Below are 16,776 nucleotides of genomic sequence, written 5' to 3'. Positions count from 1 at the left end.
CCCCCCCCCCGACGGCCGCCGGAGCCTGGAGGCCCAGGTGATGGACTGGTCCGACGATGTGGCTTACAGCGTCCACGACTTCGAGGACGCGGTGTACTCCGGGCGCTTGGACCTCGACCGCCTGACCGACCCGGTCGAGCGCCCCGAGGTCTTCGCCCTCGCCGCGTCCCGCTACATCCTCGCGCCCGAGGACGAACTCGCCGAGGCCCTCGACCGCCTGCTGGCCACGGAGTTCTGGCCGCAGGGCTTCGACGGTTCACGTCGCGCGCAGGCCCGGCTGAAGAACACCACGAGCTCTCTCATCGGCCGTTTCTGCATGGCCGCGGAAAGCGAGACCCGGGCGTTCTACGGTCCGGTGCCGGGCGGCCGGTACGGCGCCGACCTCCTGGTGCCGCGCGAGGCACGTCTCGAATGCGCGGTCCTCAAGGCGCTCACCGCGCACTACGTCATGGCGAGCGCCGAGCTCGAACAACGCCGGGGCAGGCAGCGTGCGATCGTCGCCGACCTCGTCGCGATGCTGGCCGCCGGGGCACCCGACGCGCTGGATCCGGCGTTGCGCGGCGACTACGAAGCGGCCCCGGACGACGCGGCCCGCCTGCGCGTCGTCGTCGACCAGGTCGCCTCGCTGACCGACGACGCCGCGGTGACGCTGCACCGAGCGCTCGCGACGGCGGGCTGACCGAGCGTGCCGCCGGAGCCGTGCAGGGGCGTACGCGCTGCGACTCCGCACTCGGCACCGCGGCACGAGCCCGGTCCCGGCGGGCCCATGCTCAAAGGCAACTCGGCCGAGCCCGGGTGGCCCCGACGAGGTCGCCGCCGTCCTTCGACAGGTCCCGGCTCCCCGCCGTCTCAAGGCGGCCACCTACGCGGCGAAGCTGTCGTCGCGGCACCGTAGACTTCCGCCCATGGCGGGCCGGATTCGGGACGAGGATGTCAAGCGGGTCCGCGAGGCGGCTCGCATCGAAGACGTCGTCGGGGAGCACCTTCAGCTCCGCAACGCCGGTGGCGGCAACCTCAAGGGCCTGTGCCCGTTCCACGACGAGAAGTCCCCGTCGTTCAACGTGTCCCCGGCCAAGGGCTTCTACCACTGCTTCGGCTGCCAAGAGGGCGGCGACGTTCTCGACTTCGTGCAGAAGGTCGAACACCTCACGTTCTCCGAGACCGTCGAACGACTCGCGGCGCAGTACGGCATCGAGCTGCGCTACGAGGAGGGCGGCTACAACCCCGGCAGGCAGCAGGGGCGCCGCACCCGGCTCGTGGAGGCGCACAAGGCCGCTGCGGCGTTCTTCGCCGAGCAACTGGGGTCGGCCGAGGCGATCGCCGCGCGGCAGTTCCTCGCCGACCGGGGGTTCACGCAGGCGGACGCCGAGCACTTCGGGATCGGCTACGCCCCCGCCGGCTGGGAAGCCCTCGTGCGCTTCCTGCGCGGGCGCGGCTTCACCGCCGAGGAGTTGCTGACCGGCGGTCTCGCCAGCGAAGGCCGGCGCGGGCCGATGGACCGCTTCCGCGGGCGGCTGGTCTGGCCGATCCGCGACATCGGCGGTGACGTGATCGGTTTCGGCGCTCGTCGGCTCCGTGAGGACGACACCGGGCCGAAGTACCTCAATACGCCCGAAACGCCGATCTACAAGAAGTCGCAGGTCCTGTACGGTCTCGACCTGGCCAAGAAGGACATCGCCCGGACCGGCCGGGCCGTGATCGTCGAGGGCTACACCGACGTCATGGCGTGCCACCTGGCCGGGGTCACCGGGGCCATCGCGACGTGCGGGACGTCGTTCGGCGCCGAGCACATCAAGATCCTGCGCCGCCTGCTGATGGACAGCGACGGGTTCCGCGGCGAGGTCATCTACACCTTCGACGGCGACGCTGCCGGGCAGAAGGCCGCGCTGCGGGCGTTCGAGGAGGACCAGCGGTTCGTGACGCGCACGTTCGTCGCCGTCGAGCCGTCGGGCATGGATCCGTGCGATCTGCGCCAGGCGCGCGGCGACCAGGCGGTGCGCGACCTGGTCGACACACGCGTTCCGCTGTTCGAGTTCGCGATCCGCAGCCGCATCGAAGGCCATGATCTGACCACGGCGGAGGGCCGCGTCGCCGCGCTGGACGCCGCCGCGCCGATCGTCGCCGACATCAGGGACCAGGCGCTGCGCCACACCTACGCCGTGCGCCTGGACTCGTGGCTGGGCTTCCTGGACGAGCGGTTCGTCGTCGGCCGGGTCGCGCAACTCGCCCGCTGGAAGCGGGAGCGCGCGGCGGCCGGAGACGCGCGTACGCCCGGCGCGCAGGCCGCGGCCCGCCCGCCCGACGGTGGCGCCCCGGCCCATCAGCGCGGCTTCCGCCCCAATCCGCGCGACCCGCGCCAGATGGTCCAGCGCGAGGTTCTCAAGCTCGCGCTGCAATACCCCGCGCTGGTCGCCCGGGTGTTCGACAGTTACGGCATCGACGAGTTCACGGTCCCGCCCTACGCCGCGGTACGCACCGCGATCGGTGCCGCAGGGGGCGTCAACGGCCGTGCAGTCCAAGCGGATTGGATCGCGGCCGTGCGCGAGGTCGCAGCCGACGACACGGTCCGCGCGCTGGTCACCGAGCTTGCCGTGGAGCCGGTGCGCACCCCCGGCGTGCCCGACGACTTCTACGCCGGGGACTGCCTCGTCCGCCTGCGCACGTTTTCCGCCGACGCGCGCATCGCCGACGTGAAGTCGCGGCTGCACCGCCTGGACCCGACTGCGGCTCCGGACGAATACGCCGCCACGTTCCAGGAGTTGATGGACCTGGAGAAGTACCGCCGCTCGCTGATCGACAGCGGAGCGGCGGCCCTGTGACCGGGCGCCGCCCGGTTCAGTGTGTCGCGGTGTCGGTTGGTCCGACCGCTGTCCCCGTCGCCATTTTCCGGGCCACCAGGGCGGCGGGCACCATGGCGAGCAGCAGCAGCGCGATGCCGACCGCGTAACCGGTCTGGAATGCCGCAGGGGAGTCGCCCGGTCCGCTGCGCGCAAGCGATTCGGCGAGAACGAGCGACAGGAGCGCGGTACCCGCCGAGGCTCCGGTCTGCTGGACGATGTTCAGCAGTGTGCTCGCGGCCGGCACGTCGTCGGGTCCGAGGGTCTGGAGTGCGGAGCCCATGGTCGGCATCATCACCAGGCCCATGCCGCCGCCGGAGACCAGCAGCGCGGCGCCGAGCGTCCAGTAGGGGGCGCCGAGGCCGATCTGCACCGCGAACGCGCCCAGTCCGAGCGCCGACAGCGTCAGCCCGGTCAGCAGCAGCGACCGTGGGCCGACCCGCGTGATCAGGCGGGCGCCGAGCGGCATCGTCAGCATCGTGCCGAAACCGGCGGGCAGCAGCAGGAGCCCGGTGGTGGTGGCGCTTTCGCCGTGCACCATCTGGAAGTACATGGGCGCCAGCAGCATCACGCCGAAGAATCCGCTGATGAACAGGAGCAGCGCCGTGGCCGACGCGCCGACCGCGCGGCGGCGCAGCAGCCGGAGGTCGATCAGCGGGTCTGCGGTGCGCAGCGCATGCCACACGAAGGCCCCGAGGAGCACGGCGCCGGCACCTGTCGGAAGCGCGGCCGAGGCCGAGCCGAAATCGCCGTCGTGTGCGCCCGTGGTGAGGCCGAATATCAGCGCGGACAGGCCGGGGGAGACCAGCAGCAGCCCGACCACGTCGATGGGACGCGTGCGTTCGGCTTTGTCCGGGCCGAGGACGCGGGCCGCGAGCACCAGCGCGAGGACGCCCAACGGCAGGTTGAGGTAGAAGATCCAGCGCCACGAGACCGCGTCGACGAGCCATCCGCCGATCAACGGGCCCATCATCGGGGCGAGTTGCATCGGGATGCCGAGGATGGCCATGACCTGCGGCATCTTGTCGCCGGCCCGCCGGGTCATGATCGTCATGCCGACCGGCATGATCATGCCGCCGCCGAGGCCTTGGAGCACCCGGAAGGCGATCAGCGACTCGACGGACCACGCCATGCCGCACAGCACCGACCCGGCGAGGAACACGCCGACCGACGCGCTGTAGACCCGACGGGTCCCGAACCGCCCGATCGCCCACGCGGTCACCGGGATGACCGCGGCCAGCGCGAGGGTGTAGGCCGTCGCGACCCACTGCACGGTGGTCAGCGGAGTCGAATAGTCGTTCGCCAGCCGGTTGAGCGAGACGTTGACGGCGGTCATGTCGAGTGCCGACATGGCGATGCCGAGGACCACCACCAGGGCGACGGTCAGCAGTTCGCGGTCGAGTTTCTCCTCGGGGGCGGATGCCGGGCCCGAAGTCCCGTCCGGGCCCGGCAGGTCCGCCGGGTTCTGTTCCTTCGCCAACGCCTGCGGGGTGCGCATCGCGGACCGGCCTTTCTCGCCGTGGATTTCTGCGGTGACGGGCGACGACGAATCAGGAACCGTACGGGCGGACCGACTTGGCGTCCCGCAGCGCGCGTGCCCACCACACGACCTGGTCGAGCAGCGTCTTCGCCGCGGCGCCGGTCCCCTCGGCATCCCGGGGCACCGGGCCGTCGAACACGCCCGCCGCGCCGTGGAAGCTGACGGTGTCGCGGACGGTCACCGCGTGGAGTTCGGCGAAGACGACCCGGAGCTGTTCGACCGCGCGCAGCCCGCCCGAGAGCCCGCCGTACGCGACGAATCCGACCGGCTTGGCCTGCCATTCCGCGTAGTGCGCGTCGATCAGGTTCTTCAGCGCCCCCGGGAAGCTGTGGTTGTACTCGGGGGTGACGACCACGAACGCGTCCGCGGCGGCGAGGCGCGGGGTGATCGCGTCGAACAGCGCCGCGTCGTCCGGAGACGGCCCGTCGAAGCCGGGAAGCGTCGCCGGCAACGGGGTCTCGACGAGGTCGACGACGTCCACGGACAGGTCGTCGCGCTGCCCGGCCAGGTCCGCGAACCACGACGCGACGGTGGGGGCGAACCGGCCGCTGCGGGTGCTCCCGACGATGACGGCGAGACGCAGGCGTTCGGCGGTGGGGGTGGCGGTGGCCATGGGTTTCTCCCGAGAAAAGACGCGTATGTGTACGCCGTTATCGGCGATGCGTACACCGTACACAGCAGTGTGTACGGTGTACAGCTCTTGGTACGTTGTACGCATCAGCGGGAAGGGAACCGGCCATGACGCAGGGCAACGCACAGCCACCCGAGGGCCAACCCGGCGACGCCCCTGCGGCTGTCTCCGTCTGGCAGCGCCTCGACCGCCCCGCAAAGGCCCAGCGCGCCACCCTGACCCACGCGTCCATCGCCGCCGCAGCCGTCGACATCGCCGACAAGGACGGCCTCGACTCTGTCTCGATGCGCAAACTCTCCGGTCACCTCGGCGTCACGACCATGGCGCTGTACCGCTACGTCGTGGGCAAGGAAGAGCTGTTCGAGCTGATGCTCGACGCGGCCTACGCCGAGTACGACCACCCTGTGCTCCCCGGCGAAACCTGGCGCGACGTTCTGACCGTGCACGCCCACCAATTGCGCGCCATCGCGCTGCGACACCCCTGGACCGTCGAGCTCGCCGCCCGCCGCGTCGTCAACATCACACCGCGGGTCATGGCCACGGTCGAACGCTCCCTCGGGGCCCTCGACGGACTCGGCCTGGACATCGACACCATGGCCGCCGCCCAGCACTCCGTCATGGCCTACGTGCGCGGAGCACTCACCGACGAGATCGGGCACGCCGAGCTGATGAAGAGTCAGCAGTGGGCCGACGAAGACGACTTGCGCAACGCGTACGGCCCGCACATGACATGGCTCTTGGGAACGGGCCGCTACCCGGTCTACCACCGCTACGGAATGGGCGCCGTCCGCAAGGACGACAAGGCCTGGCGCTTCGCGTTCGGGCTCGACTGCGTCCTCGACGGCATCGCCGCCCGCCTCGGCATCTGACCCCGGCCGCGCCGAAGCAGCGAATCACTTACCCCGCAACCTGATTGGGCACCTTGCCCGGACGCGACACCGCCTGCTCCTAAACTGCGGCCATGGTCAGCATGCACGGTCGTCTCGTCGCCGGGGTCCACTGCTCGCACCGGGCCGCCCGGATCGTCGTGTGCGATGGAGACAGCGGCCAGGTGCGCAGGCAGACACTCGTCCGCTTCGCCGACGGCGCGCACGGCGACCCGGTGTCGTGGCTGAGGGCGTTCAGCGAGGCGGCGGGCGGCGGCACACTCGACTCCGTCGAGGCGATCGGCGTGACCGCCCAAGGGCACGGCCTGATTCCGCTCGACACCCAAGGAGCCGTCGTCACAGCCCCCTTGGCCCACGACGACATCAGCGCCTCCGGCTCCGCCGCCGAACTCATCGACGAACTCGGCGGCCCACGCGCCTGGTTGGACGCGGTCGGCCTCGTGCCCGACGCGACGACCGCGGTCTCCCACCTGCGCAGACTCGCGCGATTCGAGCCGGAGGAGGCCGACCGCGTCGTCGCCGCAGCGCTGCCCCACGACTGGCTCACCTGGCAACTCCTCGGCTGCCCCACCGAGTTGACCACCGACCGGTCCGACGCGTCGACCACCGGCTACTGGTCCGCGGAATCCGGCGGATGGCGTGACGACATCGCCGAAAAGGCCTTCGGCCGACCGCTGCGCCTTCCGCGCCTCGTCGGCCCCGGCGAACCGGCCGGGCGCACCCCCGAAAACCTCGTCGTCTCGGCCGGCGCGGGCGCGGAAGCGGCGCTCGCGTTCGGGCTCGGCATCGAACACGGCGACGTGATCGTGTCCATCGGCTCGGCCGGCACCGCCTACGCCCTGCACGACGGCTCCCTCGACGTCCCGTCGATCGCGTGCCTCGCGGACGCCTCCGGGGTCCGCCTGCCGGTCGTCCGCACGCTCAACGCCGTCCGCGTCCTGCGCGGCACCGCGGCCATGCTCGGCGTCGACACCGCGGGCTTCGACGCACTCGCTCTCGCCTCGACGCCGGGTGCGTGCGGGCTGGTGATGCTGCCCTACCTCGACGGCGAACACGTACCGCATCTGCCGCACGCGGCCGGGACGCTCACCGGTCTGCACCGGGAGAGCATGACCCCTGAGGCCCTGGCACGCGCCGCCGTCGAAGGCATGCTGTGCGGGCTGGCCGACGGCCTCGACGTGCTGCTCGCGGCCGGTGTCGCCGTGGAACGCGTCTGGCTCGTCGGCGTCGGCACACGGTCGGCGGCGGTCCGGGCGATCGCGCCCATGGTTTTCGGCGTGCCGGTCGCGGTGCCCGATCCGGACGAGGCCGCCCGCGCCCCCGCGTCCGGCGTGGCACGGCAGGCGGCCTGGGCGCTGAGCGGCAAACCCGATGTCCCGGCCTGGCCGAGGCCGAGCGCGCCGTTCGTCGCGGCCGACGCGGCGGAAGCCATCGCGGGCACCGCCGTGCGCGAGCAGTACGCAGACGTGCGCGACCGCCTGCACCCCGAGGCGTCCACCCGGGAGCCCGGGGGAGCGGCAGGCGGCCGGCACCGCAGAAGCTGATGCGGAAAATCCGTGCGGCGAGTTGGTTCAGAGACCGTCGTGGTACCGCCGCTGGGCCGCCGACCGGCCGTCCTGCGCGTGCTCGCCGTTCGACGACGAGTGCCAGCTCTCCGGCAGGTGCCGGCCCACGCGCTCCGGCAGCCGCTCGCCGAGCTTCTGCACGGCCTTGCCGCCCGCGTCACGGCCGAAGCCCGCGGCGGCGTGGCCCGCGTTCTGCACGGTGTCGCTCGCGACGAAATCGCGTGTCGCCTTCCGAATCTGCTCGTAGCGCTCGCGTCCGGCCTTGGCGCCCAGGACGTACCCGACCGCGAGGCCGGTGACGAAGGTGATGCGGGTGCCCATGAGGAGTCCCTCCGTGAGGTGCCGTCCCGTTATTGCAGGTCCACGACTACCCGCACCTTTGGCGAGGCAACCGCTGTGCGGGCCGCCGCCCACGGCTGCGTACGGAAGCCCTGGTCCCGTGGGTGAGTCTGCCAGCAACCGGCACCCTCCGTGTACGCCCGACCACCTTGGGGCGCGAGCCGCCGGGGAAAACCGGTGTACGAGGCACTCCTCGAAGTGCGCTAATGTATTCCACGCAGAGAGCGCCCCAAGCGGTCAGCTCAATCCCCTGTAGCTCAATTGGCAGAGCAGCCGGCTGTTAACCGGCAGGTTACTGGTTCGAGTCCAGTCGGGGGAGCAACCCCGCAGAGATGGACCCCATGGCTGAGGCCATGGGGTTTTCGCATTCCCCGACCCGACATCCTCTCGGCGCTGTCGGCTGGGCAGGTCACCGCCCCGCGGCAGGCGCGCATCCATTGGCGACCGCGGCGCCGGCCGAGGTGCTCACGGTGCCGGCCACCCCAAGCGTCGGGCAGGCGAGCGAACGAGCCCGTGACCGCCGCGGCCGATCGTGCGGCCGCCGGACCGGGCACGCCCTCGCACACGCAGGCGCGACCGTCCGAAAAATTTCTCACTACACGTGGGAACCCGCGCCCGCCTCGAACGTCTGGACCCGCGTACCACGAACCACTCGCGGTATGTCCTTTTTCTTTTCTCCCAAGGAGTCCGGACTTGTCCCCAACCACCCGTCGCGTCGCCGGAGCACTGGCGTCCGCGTGCGCGCTTCTCGCCCTGGGCACCGGCGTCGCGAGTGCCACCCAGACACCCGAGGCGACACCCCCGCCCACGCCCCGGACCGAGGCGTCACCGGTGCCGACGCGGCCCGCGCAGCCCACGCAGGCCGGCAAAGAGCAGACACCGGTTCCGGTGGCCACGCCGACACCGAGCGCGAGCGTCCCTCCGGCTGCTCCCAAGCCCTCGCCGACTTCCGCGGCCACCGCGACACCGTCGGCCGTGCCGGCCGTCACACCCGCCGCGAGTGCGCCGACCCCGCAGCCTGTGCCGGACGAACTGGCCGACACCGGCGGCGACAACATGACCGTCGTCTACACCGTCGCCGGCGGCGCGCTGCTTCTCCTGGGCGCGGGCGGCGTCTTCGCGACCACCCGGCTCCGCGGCCGGTCGACCGACTGACGTCCCCACTGCGGTGAGCACCGCTCGGCCACGAGGCATGCGGCCGGGCGCACGCCATGAAGGCCCCGTGTCGAAATCGGCACGGGGCCGCCGGTGCGTCCGCACTCGGCCGGTTCCATCGGTTACCCGCCGGGACCGAGCAGCCGAATGCCGCCGGGCCGGGCGGCCCGCCCGGCCAACCGCGGGCCGGGCTGCGCGCCCGGGTGAGAAGCCGGCGGTCCTCGGCGCCCGGCGCGGCAGGCACTGGTCCCATGGCGGTCCGACCCCCCGACCCAAGGTCTCGACGACCGACGATCAGGGCACCGGTCGACTCAAGCCGCGTCGTCAGCGGAACGCCCCACATGCCGCTTGCTGCACGGGGTGGGCCACCGATGAAACACCGGATTGGGTCCGCTTGGCGCTCTGGTCTCACCGGGCGACGAGACCTCGCGGCCCGCGAACCCCGAGCCGCCCGATCGCTCCGACGATGCCCGGGGACCCGCCCCGGCACCGGGAGCCCATGACATTGGAGGCATTCTGCCCGCGCTATCGGGCCCGTTCGCCGGGCCGCCCACCTCATGCCCGGCAACCTTCGGCGGACGTGAAGCGTCGTGGCCGAACAGGCTGTTGGCGTGGGTCACCGTACTGATAACGGGCGACCGCGCAGCCTTGCGACGGGTACCAGCCCCGCGCCCGTCCACGACGGCGGCACCGAGGCCCGCGGAGCACCGGGCGCACACGCGCGGCACACAAGCCGGTGTCCGGATGAGCCGCCCCCTCGCCCCGGAGCCGCCCGCGACGGCCGATGTCCCGTCGGCGACCTCCCCGCCGACGCCCGAACACCGCGACATCACCGAGCTCTACCACGCCCACCGCCTCGAACTCGTGCGCCTGGCCGCGCTCCTGACCGACGACACGGAGACCGCCCAGGACGTCGTGCAGGACGCGTTCGCGGCGGCGTACAAACGGCACGGCCCGACCCTTGCCGGACTCGACGACCCCCTCCGCTACCTGCGCCGCAGCGTCGTCAACGGGGCCCGCTCCGTCCTGCGCCGCCGACGCACCGCGCGTGCCTGGGTCCCGCCGCACGTGCCGCCCTCGCCCTCTCCCGAGGACGACGCGATACGCGCCGAGGAGGACCAGCAACTCCGCGTCGCGATCGACAACTTGCGGCCACGGCAGCGCGAGGTGTTGGTGCTCCGCTACTACGCCGGACTCACCGAGGCCGAGATCGCCCGCACCCTCGGCATGGCCCAGGGCACCGTCAAATCCACCGCCAACCGTGCGCTGAAGAGCCTGCACCGGATGCTGGAGGCGCACCGATGACGTCCGACGACGCCCTGCGGCCGCTCGAAGAACGCGTACGCGAACACCTCACCCGTCGCGCCGCCGCCATCACCCCCGACACGCTCGGCCCCACCCGCCCGCCGCACCCGGAACCGGCCCGCCGCCGATTCAGGTGGTCGCGGACCGCGAGGCCGCGCACGATCGCCCCCCTCGCCGCCGGAGCGCTGACCGTCGCCGCAGTCGTCGGGTGGGTGCTGCTCGCACCGGACCCCGGTGACTCCACGACCGTGCCGCCAGGCGAGTCCGTCACGGTGCCGGCGACCGACCCGCGACAACTCCCCACCGAGGACGGCCGATCGGCGTCGCCGACACCGGCGCCCCCGGAAACGCCGTCGTCGGCCCCGCCCCAAGCCACGCCCGGGGTTACGCCCCCGTCCACCGAAGTGCGGGCCGTGGAACAGACCCCGACGTCCCCGCCTTCGCGGATCACGTCGGCGCCGCCGGTTTCCCCGGCTGCGACACACGGCTCGGTGCCGACGGCCCCCACCCCGTCGACCACCGGCCACCCGAGCCCCGGCGGCCCCGTGCAGCCGACGCCCACAACCGCACGCGCCACCACCTCGCCCGCGATCGCGACTCCCGCCCCGACCGAATGAGCGACTGCCGCCACCGTGCGGCTCTCGGCGCGGGTACGGCCGAGCCGTCGACCGAATGGAGCAACCTGTGGCCGAGGCGCAAGTCGCGGGCCGGGAAAGGGCCTCCGGTGCCGCGGGGAGGCCCTGCTGACGTCCACCCGACGAAACCCGGCGAGCAGGGTCGTTGGTGAAAGGGCTATGCTGCCGGGGCCGAGACCGGTGAGGTTCGGCGCGGGGCGGTAGCTCAGCCGGTTAGAGCAAGGGACTCATAATCCCTCGGTCGTGGGTTCGAGTCCCACCCGCCCTACAGAAACAAAGGCGTGCAGTAGCTGCGTGCGCGCAATCGCGACGCCCCTGAGGGGCGAGTCGCGGGGTCTCCTCCGAGAGCGGAGGGCGCCGTCGGCAGCCTCGTGATGATCACGGATTGTATTGGCTCGGCTACTGTCGCGCTTCGCCGTGAGCTTAGCAACCCTGCCCACCGCGATCCGCTGCATTTCACTCGTTCGAGTGGGTGGCGATGGGTGGCGCTGCGCCGACCGGGCCGACACCGCAGCCCCGACCGAACCGCCGACATCGTGATACGGGCCAGGGCCGAGGCTCCTGACGTGCCGTCAGCTCCGCCAGGTGAAACCCGCGCGCATGGTCAGATCGGCCAGTATGCCCTGGCCCTTCTCGCCCGGGTGGAACCAGTCCCAGCGGCTGAGGTCGCCCTTGCCGAAGCGGTGCGCGTTCACCGCGCCGCCGTCGTAGCGGCACTGCTCCTGCCATTCACCGCAAACCCGGCGCAGCACGTCGTTGTACGCCGTGACCCGGTCGCGCACCCGCTGCCGCCGCTCGACGTCGTCCATCTTGGTGGACTCCGGATCCTCCAGCATCGTCTGGCAGATGCCGGACGACCAGACCGCACGCGCCAGTCGTTCACCGCGCGCAACCTCCCACAGCCGCCCGATGTCCGGCACGCTCACCACCAACACCCGTACACCGGGCAGGCCTTGGCGCAGGACGGCAAGACCCTCGCGCAACTGGCGCTCGTAGTCGGCGACCGATGTCATCTGACTCTCTTTGTCACGGCATGCGTCATTCGCCCCCATGAGTACCGTGACGTATTCCACACGCTGGCCGACCGCCTTCTGCGCCTGCGCGGCGAGGTCGGACATGCGCGCGCCGGTGCGCGCGTTGTTGAACACCGCGTCACGCGCCACGCCGAGCTGCTTCGCCTGACTGTTGACGTCGTCGCCGGTGGCCCACGACTTCGACGGGCAGTCCTTGAGCGGGATCGAACACGCGTCGTACCCACGGGTGATGGAGTCGCCGAGCGCGGCCATCGATGCGGGTTTGGGATACGGGCCCGTCGGTCGAGCGGAGGGCGGCGGGGCCTGCACAGTCGTCGGTGTCGCCTGCGTCGTCGGCGTCGCCGGTGTCGGGATCGTCAGATTCGGAGGCGGAGACGTCGCGGCGCTCACGGGCCCGGTCGGTTCCACCGCGCCGGGCGGTGCCGTCGCGAGCGGCTGCGCGGCCCCGTTCGCCCCCGCCTCGGGTTCGGCGCCGAACGCGTCGCCGAAGCCCCCCAGTTCATCGGTGGCTCCGCCGGATCCCGTCGAGCACGCGCCAACCGTCGCCAGCATCGCCGCCGTCGCCACCGCGGCAACCCGGGCGCGCAGCCCGCGTCCCCTCCGAACGCCCTTGCATCCGGGCGGTATTCGCCCGCGGGTCCCCCACTGTCCCCTGCCTTCGGCCACCGCCGTCCCCTCCCGCTCCCACCCCGCGCGGACCACCCGCCCGAATTCCGCTGCGCATCGGCGCTTTGGCACGTAGCCTCGACACGACGCGACAGTGACACCCGCCATGATGCGCGAATTGACATGAGCCCACGGCAGGTTGCCGTGTGCGGATACTCCTGACGGTATGTCATCCCTTCGAGTGAACGCGGGCCCCCGTGCGGATGGGGTCACGACGGGGTGGGCAAGGTGAGTGCGGTGGCTCACAGTTCCGGGACTGTGAGTGACGTTTGAGACTCCGGTTTCCGGTGTATTCCTCAGGGAAGAACACGGAGAGTGATTACTCCTCGTGGTGCTTCCGAGGTGCGTGCGGCACAATGAAGAGCGCAAACCTCACGTAGGGCCGCGGGGAACACGGGGAATCCAAGGAGCGAACTGCACAGCAGAACAACGACGCACGAGCAGGGCACGTGGGTCGGAGCACGGGACGTGAGGCGAATCCGAGGCCGCTGGGGAAGGCGTACCTCGTCCTTAGCCTGGAGGTCCCAGTGACGACACGTGGAGTCTTGTACGTGCACTCCGCGCCGCGCGCGCTGTGTCCCCACATCGAGTGGGCCGCACAGGGCGTTCTTGGCGTGCGCCTCACACTCGACTGGGTCCGTCAACCGGCCGCACCGGGCATGCTCCGCGCCGAATTGTCGTGGCACGGCCGTCCCGGCACCGCGGCGAAGCTCGCCTCCGCGCTGCGCGGTTGGCACCTGCTGCGGTTCGAGGTCACCGAGGAGCCGTCGCCGGGGGCCGAGGGGGAGCGCTACAGCAATACGCCCGACCTCGGGATCTTCCACGCCGTCACCGGAGCGCACGGGGACATCCTGATCCCCGAGGACCGGCTGCGTGCCGTTCTCGGCCGCGCCGCACGCGGGGAATGCGACCTTCAGCACGAGATCGAGAAGCTGCTCGGCAAGCCCTGGGACGACGAGCTGGAGCCCTTCCGCTATGCGGGTGAGGGTGCGCCCGTCCGGTGGCTGCACCAGGTCGTCTGAGCGTCGTTCCGCAGGTTCGGACGAGGCGAAACCCCGGAACGCACAAGGCCGAAGGCCGTCGCGCGAAGATGGTGCCCGACGGCCCGAAGACGCGGCGGCGACCGACCGACGACGACACCACGTCGAGGGCGGGCCGGGAATCCCCGGCCCGCCCTCCTACGTCACTGAACGCTTCCGCAGACACCGCCCTCGCGTCGCCGGCGGGAACGTCGTCGACCCGTCCCGGCCCCCGGCCCCCGGCCCCCGGCCCGCCCGACGGCTACCGGGCGCGTCTCGGTGGCAGCCCCGCCGACACCGCGATGGTCGCGGCGCGGCGCGGTCTTCCTACAAAGGGATGTTGCCGTGTCGGCCGCGCTGCTGCGGGGCCTCGGCGATGGCCTTCGCCAACGCGATGCGGCTCTCGTCGGGGTCGATGACCTCGTGCACGACACCGATTTCGACGGCGCGGTCCAGGCCGCCGGCGACCTTCTCGTGCTCGGCGGCGAGTTCCTGCTCGACCTGCGGTTTGAGGTCGTCCGGAACCTCGGCCAGACGGCGGCGGTGCAGGATGCGCACGGCCGCGACGGCGCCCATGACGGCGACCTCGGCGGTCGGCCACGCGAGGACCTTGGTGGCGCCCAAAGACGCGGAGTTCATCGCGATGTAGGCGCCACCGTAGGTCTTGCGGGTGACCAGCGTGACGCGCGGCACCACGCATTCGCCGAACGCGTGCAGCAGCTTCGCGCCGCGCCGGACGACGCCGTCCCATTCCTGGCCGACGCCCGGCAGGTAGCCGGGGACGTCCACGACGACGACGAGCGGAACACCGAACGCGTCGCACATGCGCACGAACCGCGCGGCCTTCTCCGCCGACGACGAGTCGAGGCAACCACCGAGCCGCAGCGGGTTGTTGGCGACGACGCCGACCGTGCGTCCGCCGAGACGGCCGAGCGTGGTGACGATGTTCGGCGCCCACTTGGGGTGCAGTTCGAGGCCGGGCTCGTCGAGGAGGTTGTCGACGACCGGGTGCACGTCGTACGCCCGCTTCGCGGACTTCGGGAGCAGCGCGCCCAGTTCGCGGCGGTCCAGCAGCGCGGGGTCGATCTCGCCCGGGTTGGCGAGAAGGTCCGCGAGCCGGCGGGCGCGGTCGAGGGCGTCCTGCTCGGAGTCGGCGATCACGTGGACGACGCCGCTGCGCCGGCCGTGCGGTTCGGGGCCGCCCAGCCGCAGCGCGTCGACGTCCTCGCCGGTGACCGAGCGGACGACGTCCGGGCCGGTCACGAAGACGCGGCCCTCGGGGGCGAGGATCACCAGGTCGGTGAGTGCCGGGCCGTACGCGGCGCCGCCCGCCGCGGCGCCCAGGACGACGGAGATCTGCGGGATGCGGCCGGATGCCAGGGTCATGGCGTGGAAGATCCGGCCGACCGCGTCGAGTGAGGCGACGCCTTCCTGGAGGCGCGCGCCGCCGGAGTGGAACAGCGCGATGATCGGGCAGTCGTCCGCGAGTGCGCGCTGGTAGGCGTCGACGACGACCTGGCATCCTTCGACGCCCATGGCGCCGCCCTGCACGGTCGGGTCGGACGCGTACGCGACCACCCGGGCGCCGTTGACCGTGCCGACACACGCCAGCATGCCGGACCGGTCGTACGGCGAGATCTCCTCGTAGCTGCCTTCGTCGACGAGGCGTCGCAGACGCAACCGCGGATTTCGCGGGTCGCTGTCGCGGTCCGGCTTGCCGGGTGAGGCAGCCGGCCGGTTCTCCGTGAGAGTCATTGCGGGAAGCTCCTCAGCGGGATGAACCCGCACTGCGGAAGGCCACGACCACGTCGTGCCCGCCGAATCCGAACGAGTCGTTGAGAGCGACGATTTCCCCGTCCGGCAGCGGGCGCGGATCGTTGCGGACGATGTCCATGCAGACTTCGTCGTCCGGGTCGTCGACGTTGATGGTGGGCGGTGCCATGCGGTGGTGGAGCGCGAGCACGGTGGCGACCGACTCCACGGCGCCGGTGCCGCCGAGCAGGTGGCCGGTCATCGACTTGGTGGAGGTGACGGCGACCTTGTCGGCGGCGGCGTCGCCGAGAACCGCGCGGATGGCCTTGAGCTCGGTGATGTCACCCGCCGGGGTCGACGTGCCGTGCGCGTTGACGTGCACGACCTGGTCGGGCGCGGCGCCGGCGTCCTCGATGGCGAGTGCCATCGCGCGCGCGATGTCGCGGCCCTCGGGCTCGGGCTGGGCGATGTGGTGGCCGTCGGAGGTCATGCCCGCCCCGGCGACCTCGGCGTAGACGCGGGCGCCGCGCGCGGCGGCGTACTCGGCGCTCTCCAACACCAGGCAGCCGGCGCCCTCGCCCATCACGAAGCCGTCGCGGGCCTTGTCGTACGGGCGCGACGCGCGCTGCGGCTCGTCGTTGCGCTTCGACATCGCCATCATGTTGGCGAACGCGGCCATCGGCAGCGGGTGGATGGCGGCCTCGGTGCCGCCGCACACCACGACGTCGGCGCGGCCGGAGCGGATCATCTCCAGGGCGTACGCGACGGCTTCGGCGCCCGACGCACACGCGCTCACCGGGGTGTGCACCCCGGCGCGGGCGGAGAGTTCGATGCCGACGTTCGCCGACGGGCTGTTGGGCATGAGCATCGGGACGACCAGCGGGCCGACCCGGCGCGGGCCCTTCTCCTTGAAGATGTCCCACGCGTCGAGCAGCGTGGTGACCCCGCCGATGCCGGAGGCGATGACGACGCCGAGCCGAGTGGGCTCGACCGTGGCGCCGGCGCCGTCCTCGGCGGGCTGGTTCTTGGGCGCGTAGCCGGCGTCATGCCACGCCTCACGGGCGGCGATCATGGCGAACTGCGCGGACCGGTCGAGTTTGCGCGCCTCGACCTTGGGCATCACCTCCAGCGGTTCGACGGCGATGCGGCCGGCGAAGCGCACGGGGAGTTGCTCGGCCCAGTCTTCGGTCAGCGGACGGATGCCGGACTTGCCGGCCAGCAGCGCGGACCACGTCGTCGCGACGTCGCCGCCGACCGGCGTGGTCGCGCCCAAGCCGGTGACGACCACGGTGCGCGGGGTCTCGGTGCGCTTGGTCGGGCTCACTGGAAGATCACTCCCACGATGGTTCGAAACGTGAATGGGTGCGGGGACATCCGCGCCGACGGGACCTGACGGGCCGTCGGAAAGCGG

General features: G+C 71.9%; 13 protein-coding genes, 2 tRNA genes and 1 pseudogene. 10 read left to right on the top strand and 6 right to left on the bottom strand.

Annotated elements, in window-relative coordinates; genetic code table 11:
• Together ACRX5W_RS13870 and dnaG are read left to right on the top strand one after the other, a co-directional pair.
• Nucleotides 1-679 (top strand): annotated as a pseudogene (locus ACRX5W_RS13870) (deoxyguanosinetriphosphate triphosphohydrolase); the annotation flags it as partial.
• A 226-nt stretch (nucleotides 680-905) separates the two neighbouring features.
• Nucleotides 906-2,819: a DNA primase gene (dnaG, locus tag ACRX5W_RS13865; RefSeq protein WP_436788399.1), complete on the top strand. Its 1,914-nt coding sequence runs from the start codon at nucleotides 906-908 to the stop codon at nucleotides 2,817-2,819.
• Nucleotides 2,820-2,835: 16 nt separating this feature from the next.
• On the opposite strand, the gene ACRX5W_RS13860 is transcribed toward dnaG, so the two are convergent.
• Both ACRX5W_RS13860 and ACRX5W_RS13855 read right to left on the bottom strand, forming a co-directional pair.
• Nucleotides 2,836-4,335 carry a DHA2 family efflux MFS transporter permease subunit gene (locus tag ACRX5W_RS13860; RefSeq protein WP_436788398.1) on the bottom strand — a complete coding sequence of 500 codons (1,500 nt, stop codon included), beginning with the start codon at nucleotides 4,333-4,335 and terminating at the stop codon, nucleotides 2,836-2,838.
• 52 nt (nucleotides 4,336-4,387) lie between these two features.
• Nucleotides 4,388-4,990: an NADPH-dependent FMN reductase gene (locus ACRX5W_RS13855; RefSeq protein WP_436788397.1), complete on the bottom strand. Its 603-nt coding sequence runs from the start codon at nucleotides 4,988-4,990 to the stop codon at nucleotides 4,388-4,390.
• Nucleotides 4,991-5,115: 125 nt separating this feature from the next.
• Between ACRX5W_RS13855 and ACRX5W_RS13850 the strand changes: the two genes are divergently transcribed.
• Both ACRX5W_RS13850 and ACRX5W_RS13845 read left to right on the top strand, forming a co-directional pair.
• Nucleotides 5,116-5,877, top strand: a complete 762-nt coding sequence (locus ACRX5W_RS13850; RefSeq protein ID WP_436788396.1) for a TetR/AcrR family transcriptional regulator C-terminal domain-containing protein — start codon at nucleotides 5,116-5,118, stop codon at nucleotides 5,875-5,877.
• Nucleotides 5,878-5,969: 92 nt separating this feature from the next.
• Complete coding sequence (locus ACRX5W_RS13845) at nucleotides 5,970-7,439, top strand: FGGY family carbohydrate kinase (protein WP_436788395.1); 1,470 nt, start codon at nucleotides 5,970-5,972, stop codon at nucleotides 7,437-7,439.
• A 27-nt stretch (nucleotides 7,440-7,466) separates the two neighbouring features.
• Here ACRX5W_RS13845 and ACRX5W_RS13840 read toward each other — a convergent pair whose 3' ends face one another.
• Nucleotides 7,467-7,781, bottom strand: coding sequence for a YtxH domain-containing protein (locus ACRX5W_RS13840; protein WP_436788394.1), 315 nt, complete (start codon nucleotides 7,779-7,781; stop codon nucleotides 7,467-7,469).
• Between the two features lie 264 nt (nucleotides 7,782-8,045).
• Between ACRX5W_RS13840 and ACRX5W_RS13835 the strand changes: the two genes are divergently transcribed.
• The 5 genes from ACRX5W_RS13835 to ACRX5W_RS13815 all read left to right on the top strand — a co-directional run bounded on the left by ACRX5W_RS13835 (nucleotide 8,046) and on the right by ACRX5W_RS13815 (nucleotide 11,162).
• Nucleotides 8,046-8,118: transfer RNA gene (locus ACRX5W_RS13835), tRNA-Asn, on the top strand.
• 374 nt (nucleotides 8,119-8,492) lie between these two features.
• Nucleotides 8,493-8,954, top strand: a complete 462-nt coding sequence (locus ACRX5W_RS13830; protein WP_436788393.1) for an LPXTG cell wall anchor domain-containing protein — start codon at nucleotides 8,493-8,495, stop codon at nucleotides 8,952-8,954.
• Nucleotides 8,955-9,698: 744 nt separating this feature from the next.
• On the top strand, nucleotides 9,699-10,259 hold the full coding sequence (locus tag ACRX5W_RS13825) for an RNA polymerase sigma factor (RefSeq protein WP_436788392.1): 561 nt from the start codon (nucleotides 9,699-9,701) through the stop codon (nucleotides 10,257-10,259).
• The gene (locus ACRX5W_RS13820; RefSeq protein ID WP_436788391.1) at nucleotides 10,256-10,876 is read left to right on the top strand and encodes a hypothetical protein; all 621 of its coding nucleotides are present in this window, start codon (nucleotides 10,256-10,258) and stop codon (nucleotides 10,874-10,876) included. The genes ACRX5W_RS13825 and ACRX5W_RS13820 overlap by 4 nt, the downstream gene beginning before the upstream one ends.
• A gap of 212 nt (nucleotides 10,877-11,088) precedes the next feature.
• A tRNA-Ile gene (locus ACRX5W_RS13815) sits at nucleotides 11,089-11,162 on the top strand.
• A gap of 304 nt (nucleotides 11,163-11,466) precedes the next feature.
• Here ACRX5W_RS13815 and ACRX5W_RS13810 read toward each other — a convergent pair.
• Nucleotides 11,467-12,480, bottom strand: a complete 1,014-nt coding sequence (locus ACRX5W_RS13810; RefSeq protein ID WP_436788390.1) for an SGNH/GDSL hydrolase family protein — start codon at nucleotides 12,478-12,480, stop codon at nucleotides 11,467-11,469.
• Between the two features lie 641 nt (nucleotides 12,481-13,121).
• Between ACRX5W_RS13810 and ACRX5W_RS13805 the strand changes: the two genes are divergently transcribed.
• Complete coding sequence (locus ACRX5W_RS13805) at nucleotides 13,122-13,616, top strand: DUF3145 domain-containing protein (protein WP_436788389.1); 495 nt, start codon at nucleotides 13,122-13,124, stop codon at nucleotides 13,614-13,616.
• A gap of 324 nt (nucleotides 13,617-13,940) precedes the next feature.
• Here ACRX5W_RS13805 and ACRX5W_RS13800 read toward each other — a convergent pair whose 3' ends face one another.
• Together ACRX5W_RS13800 and fabF are read right to left on the bottom strand one after the other, a co-directional pair.
• Nucleotides 13,941-15,368, bottom strand: coding sequence for an acyl-CoA carboxylase subunit beta (locus ACRX5W_RS13800; RefSeq protein ID WP_436788388.1), 1,428 nt, complete (start codon nucleotides 15,366-15,368; stop codon nucleotides 13,941-13,943).
• A gap of 13 nt (nucleotides 15,369-15,381) precedes the next feature.
• Nucleotides 15,382-16,689 (bottom strand): beta-ketoacyl-ACP synthase II, encoded by a 1,308-nt coding sequence (fabF, locus tag ACRX5W_RS13795; RefSeq protein WP_436788387.1) that lies wholly within the window; start codon nucleotides 16,687-16,689, stop codon nucleotides 15,382-15,384.
• Between the last annotated feature and the right edge of the window lie 87 nt (nucleotides 16,690-16,776).

Source organism: Yinghuangia sp. YIM S10712 (genome assembly GCF_051388935.1).
GTDB lineage: Bacteria > Actinomycetota > Actinomycetes > Streptomycetales > Streptomycetaceae > Yinghuangia.
This window is presented reverse-complemented; position numbering and strand designations above follow the sequence as displayed.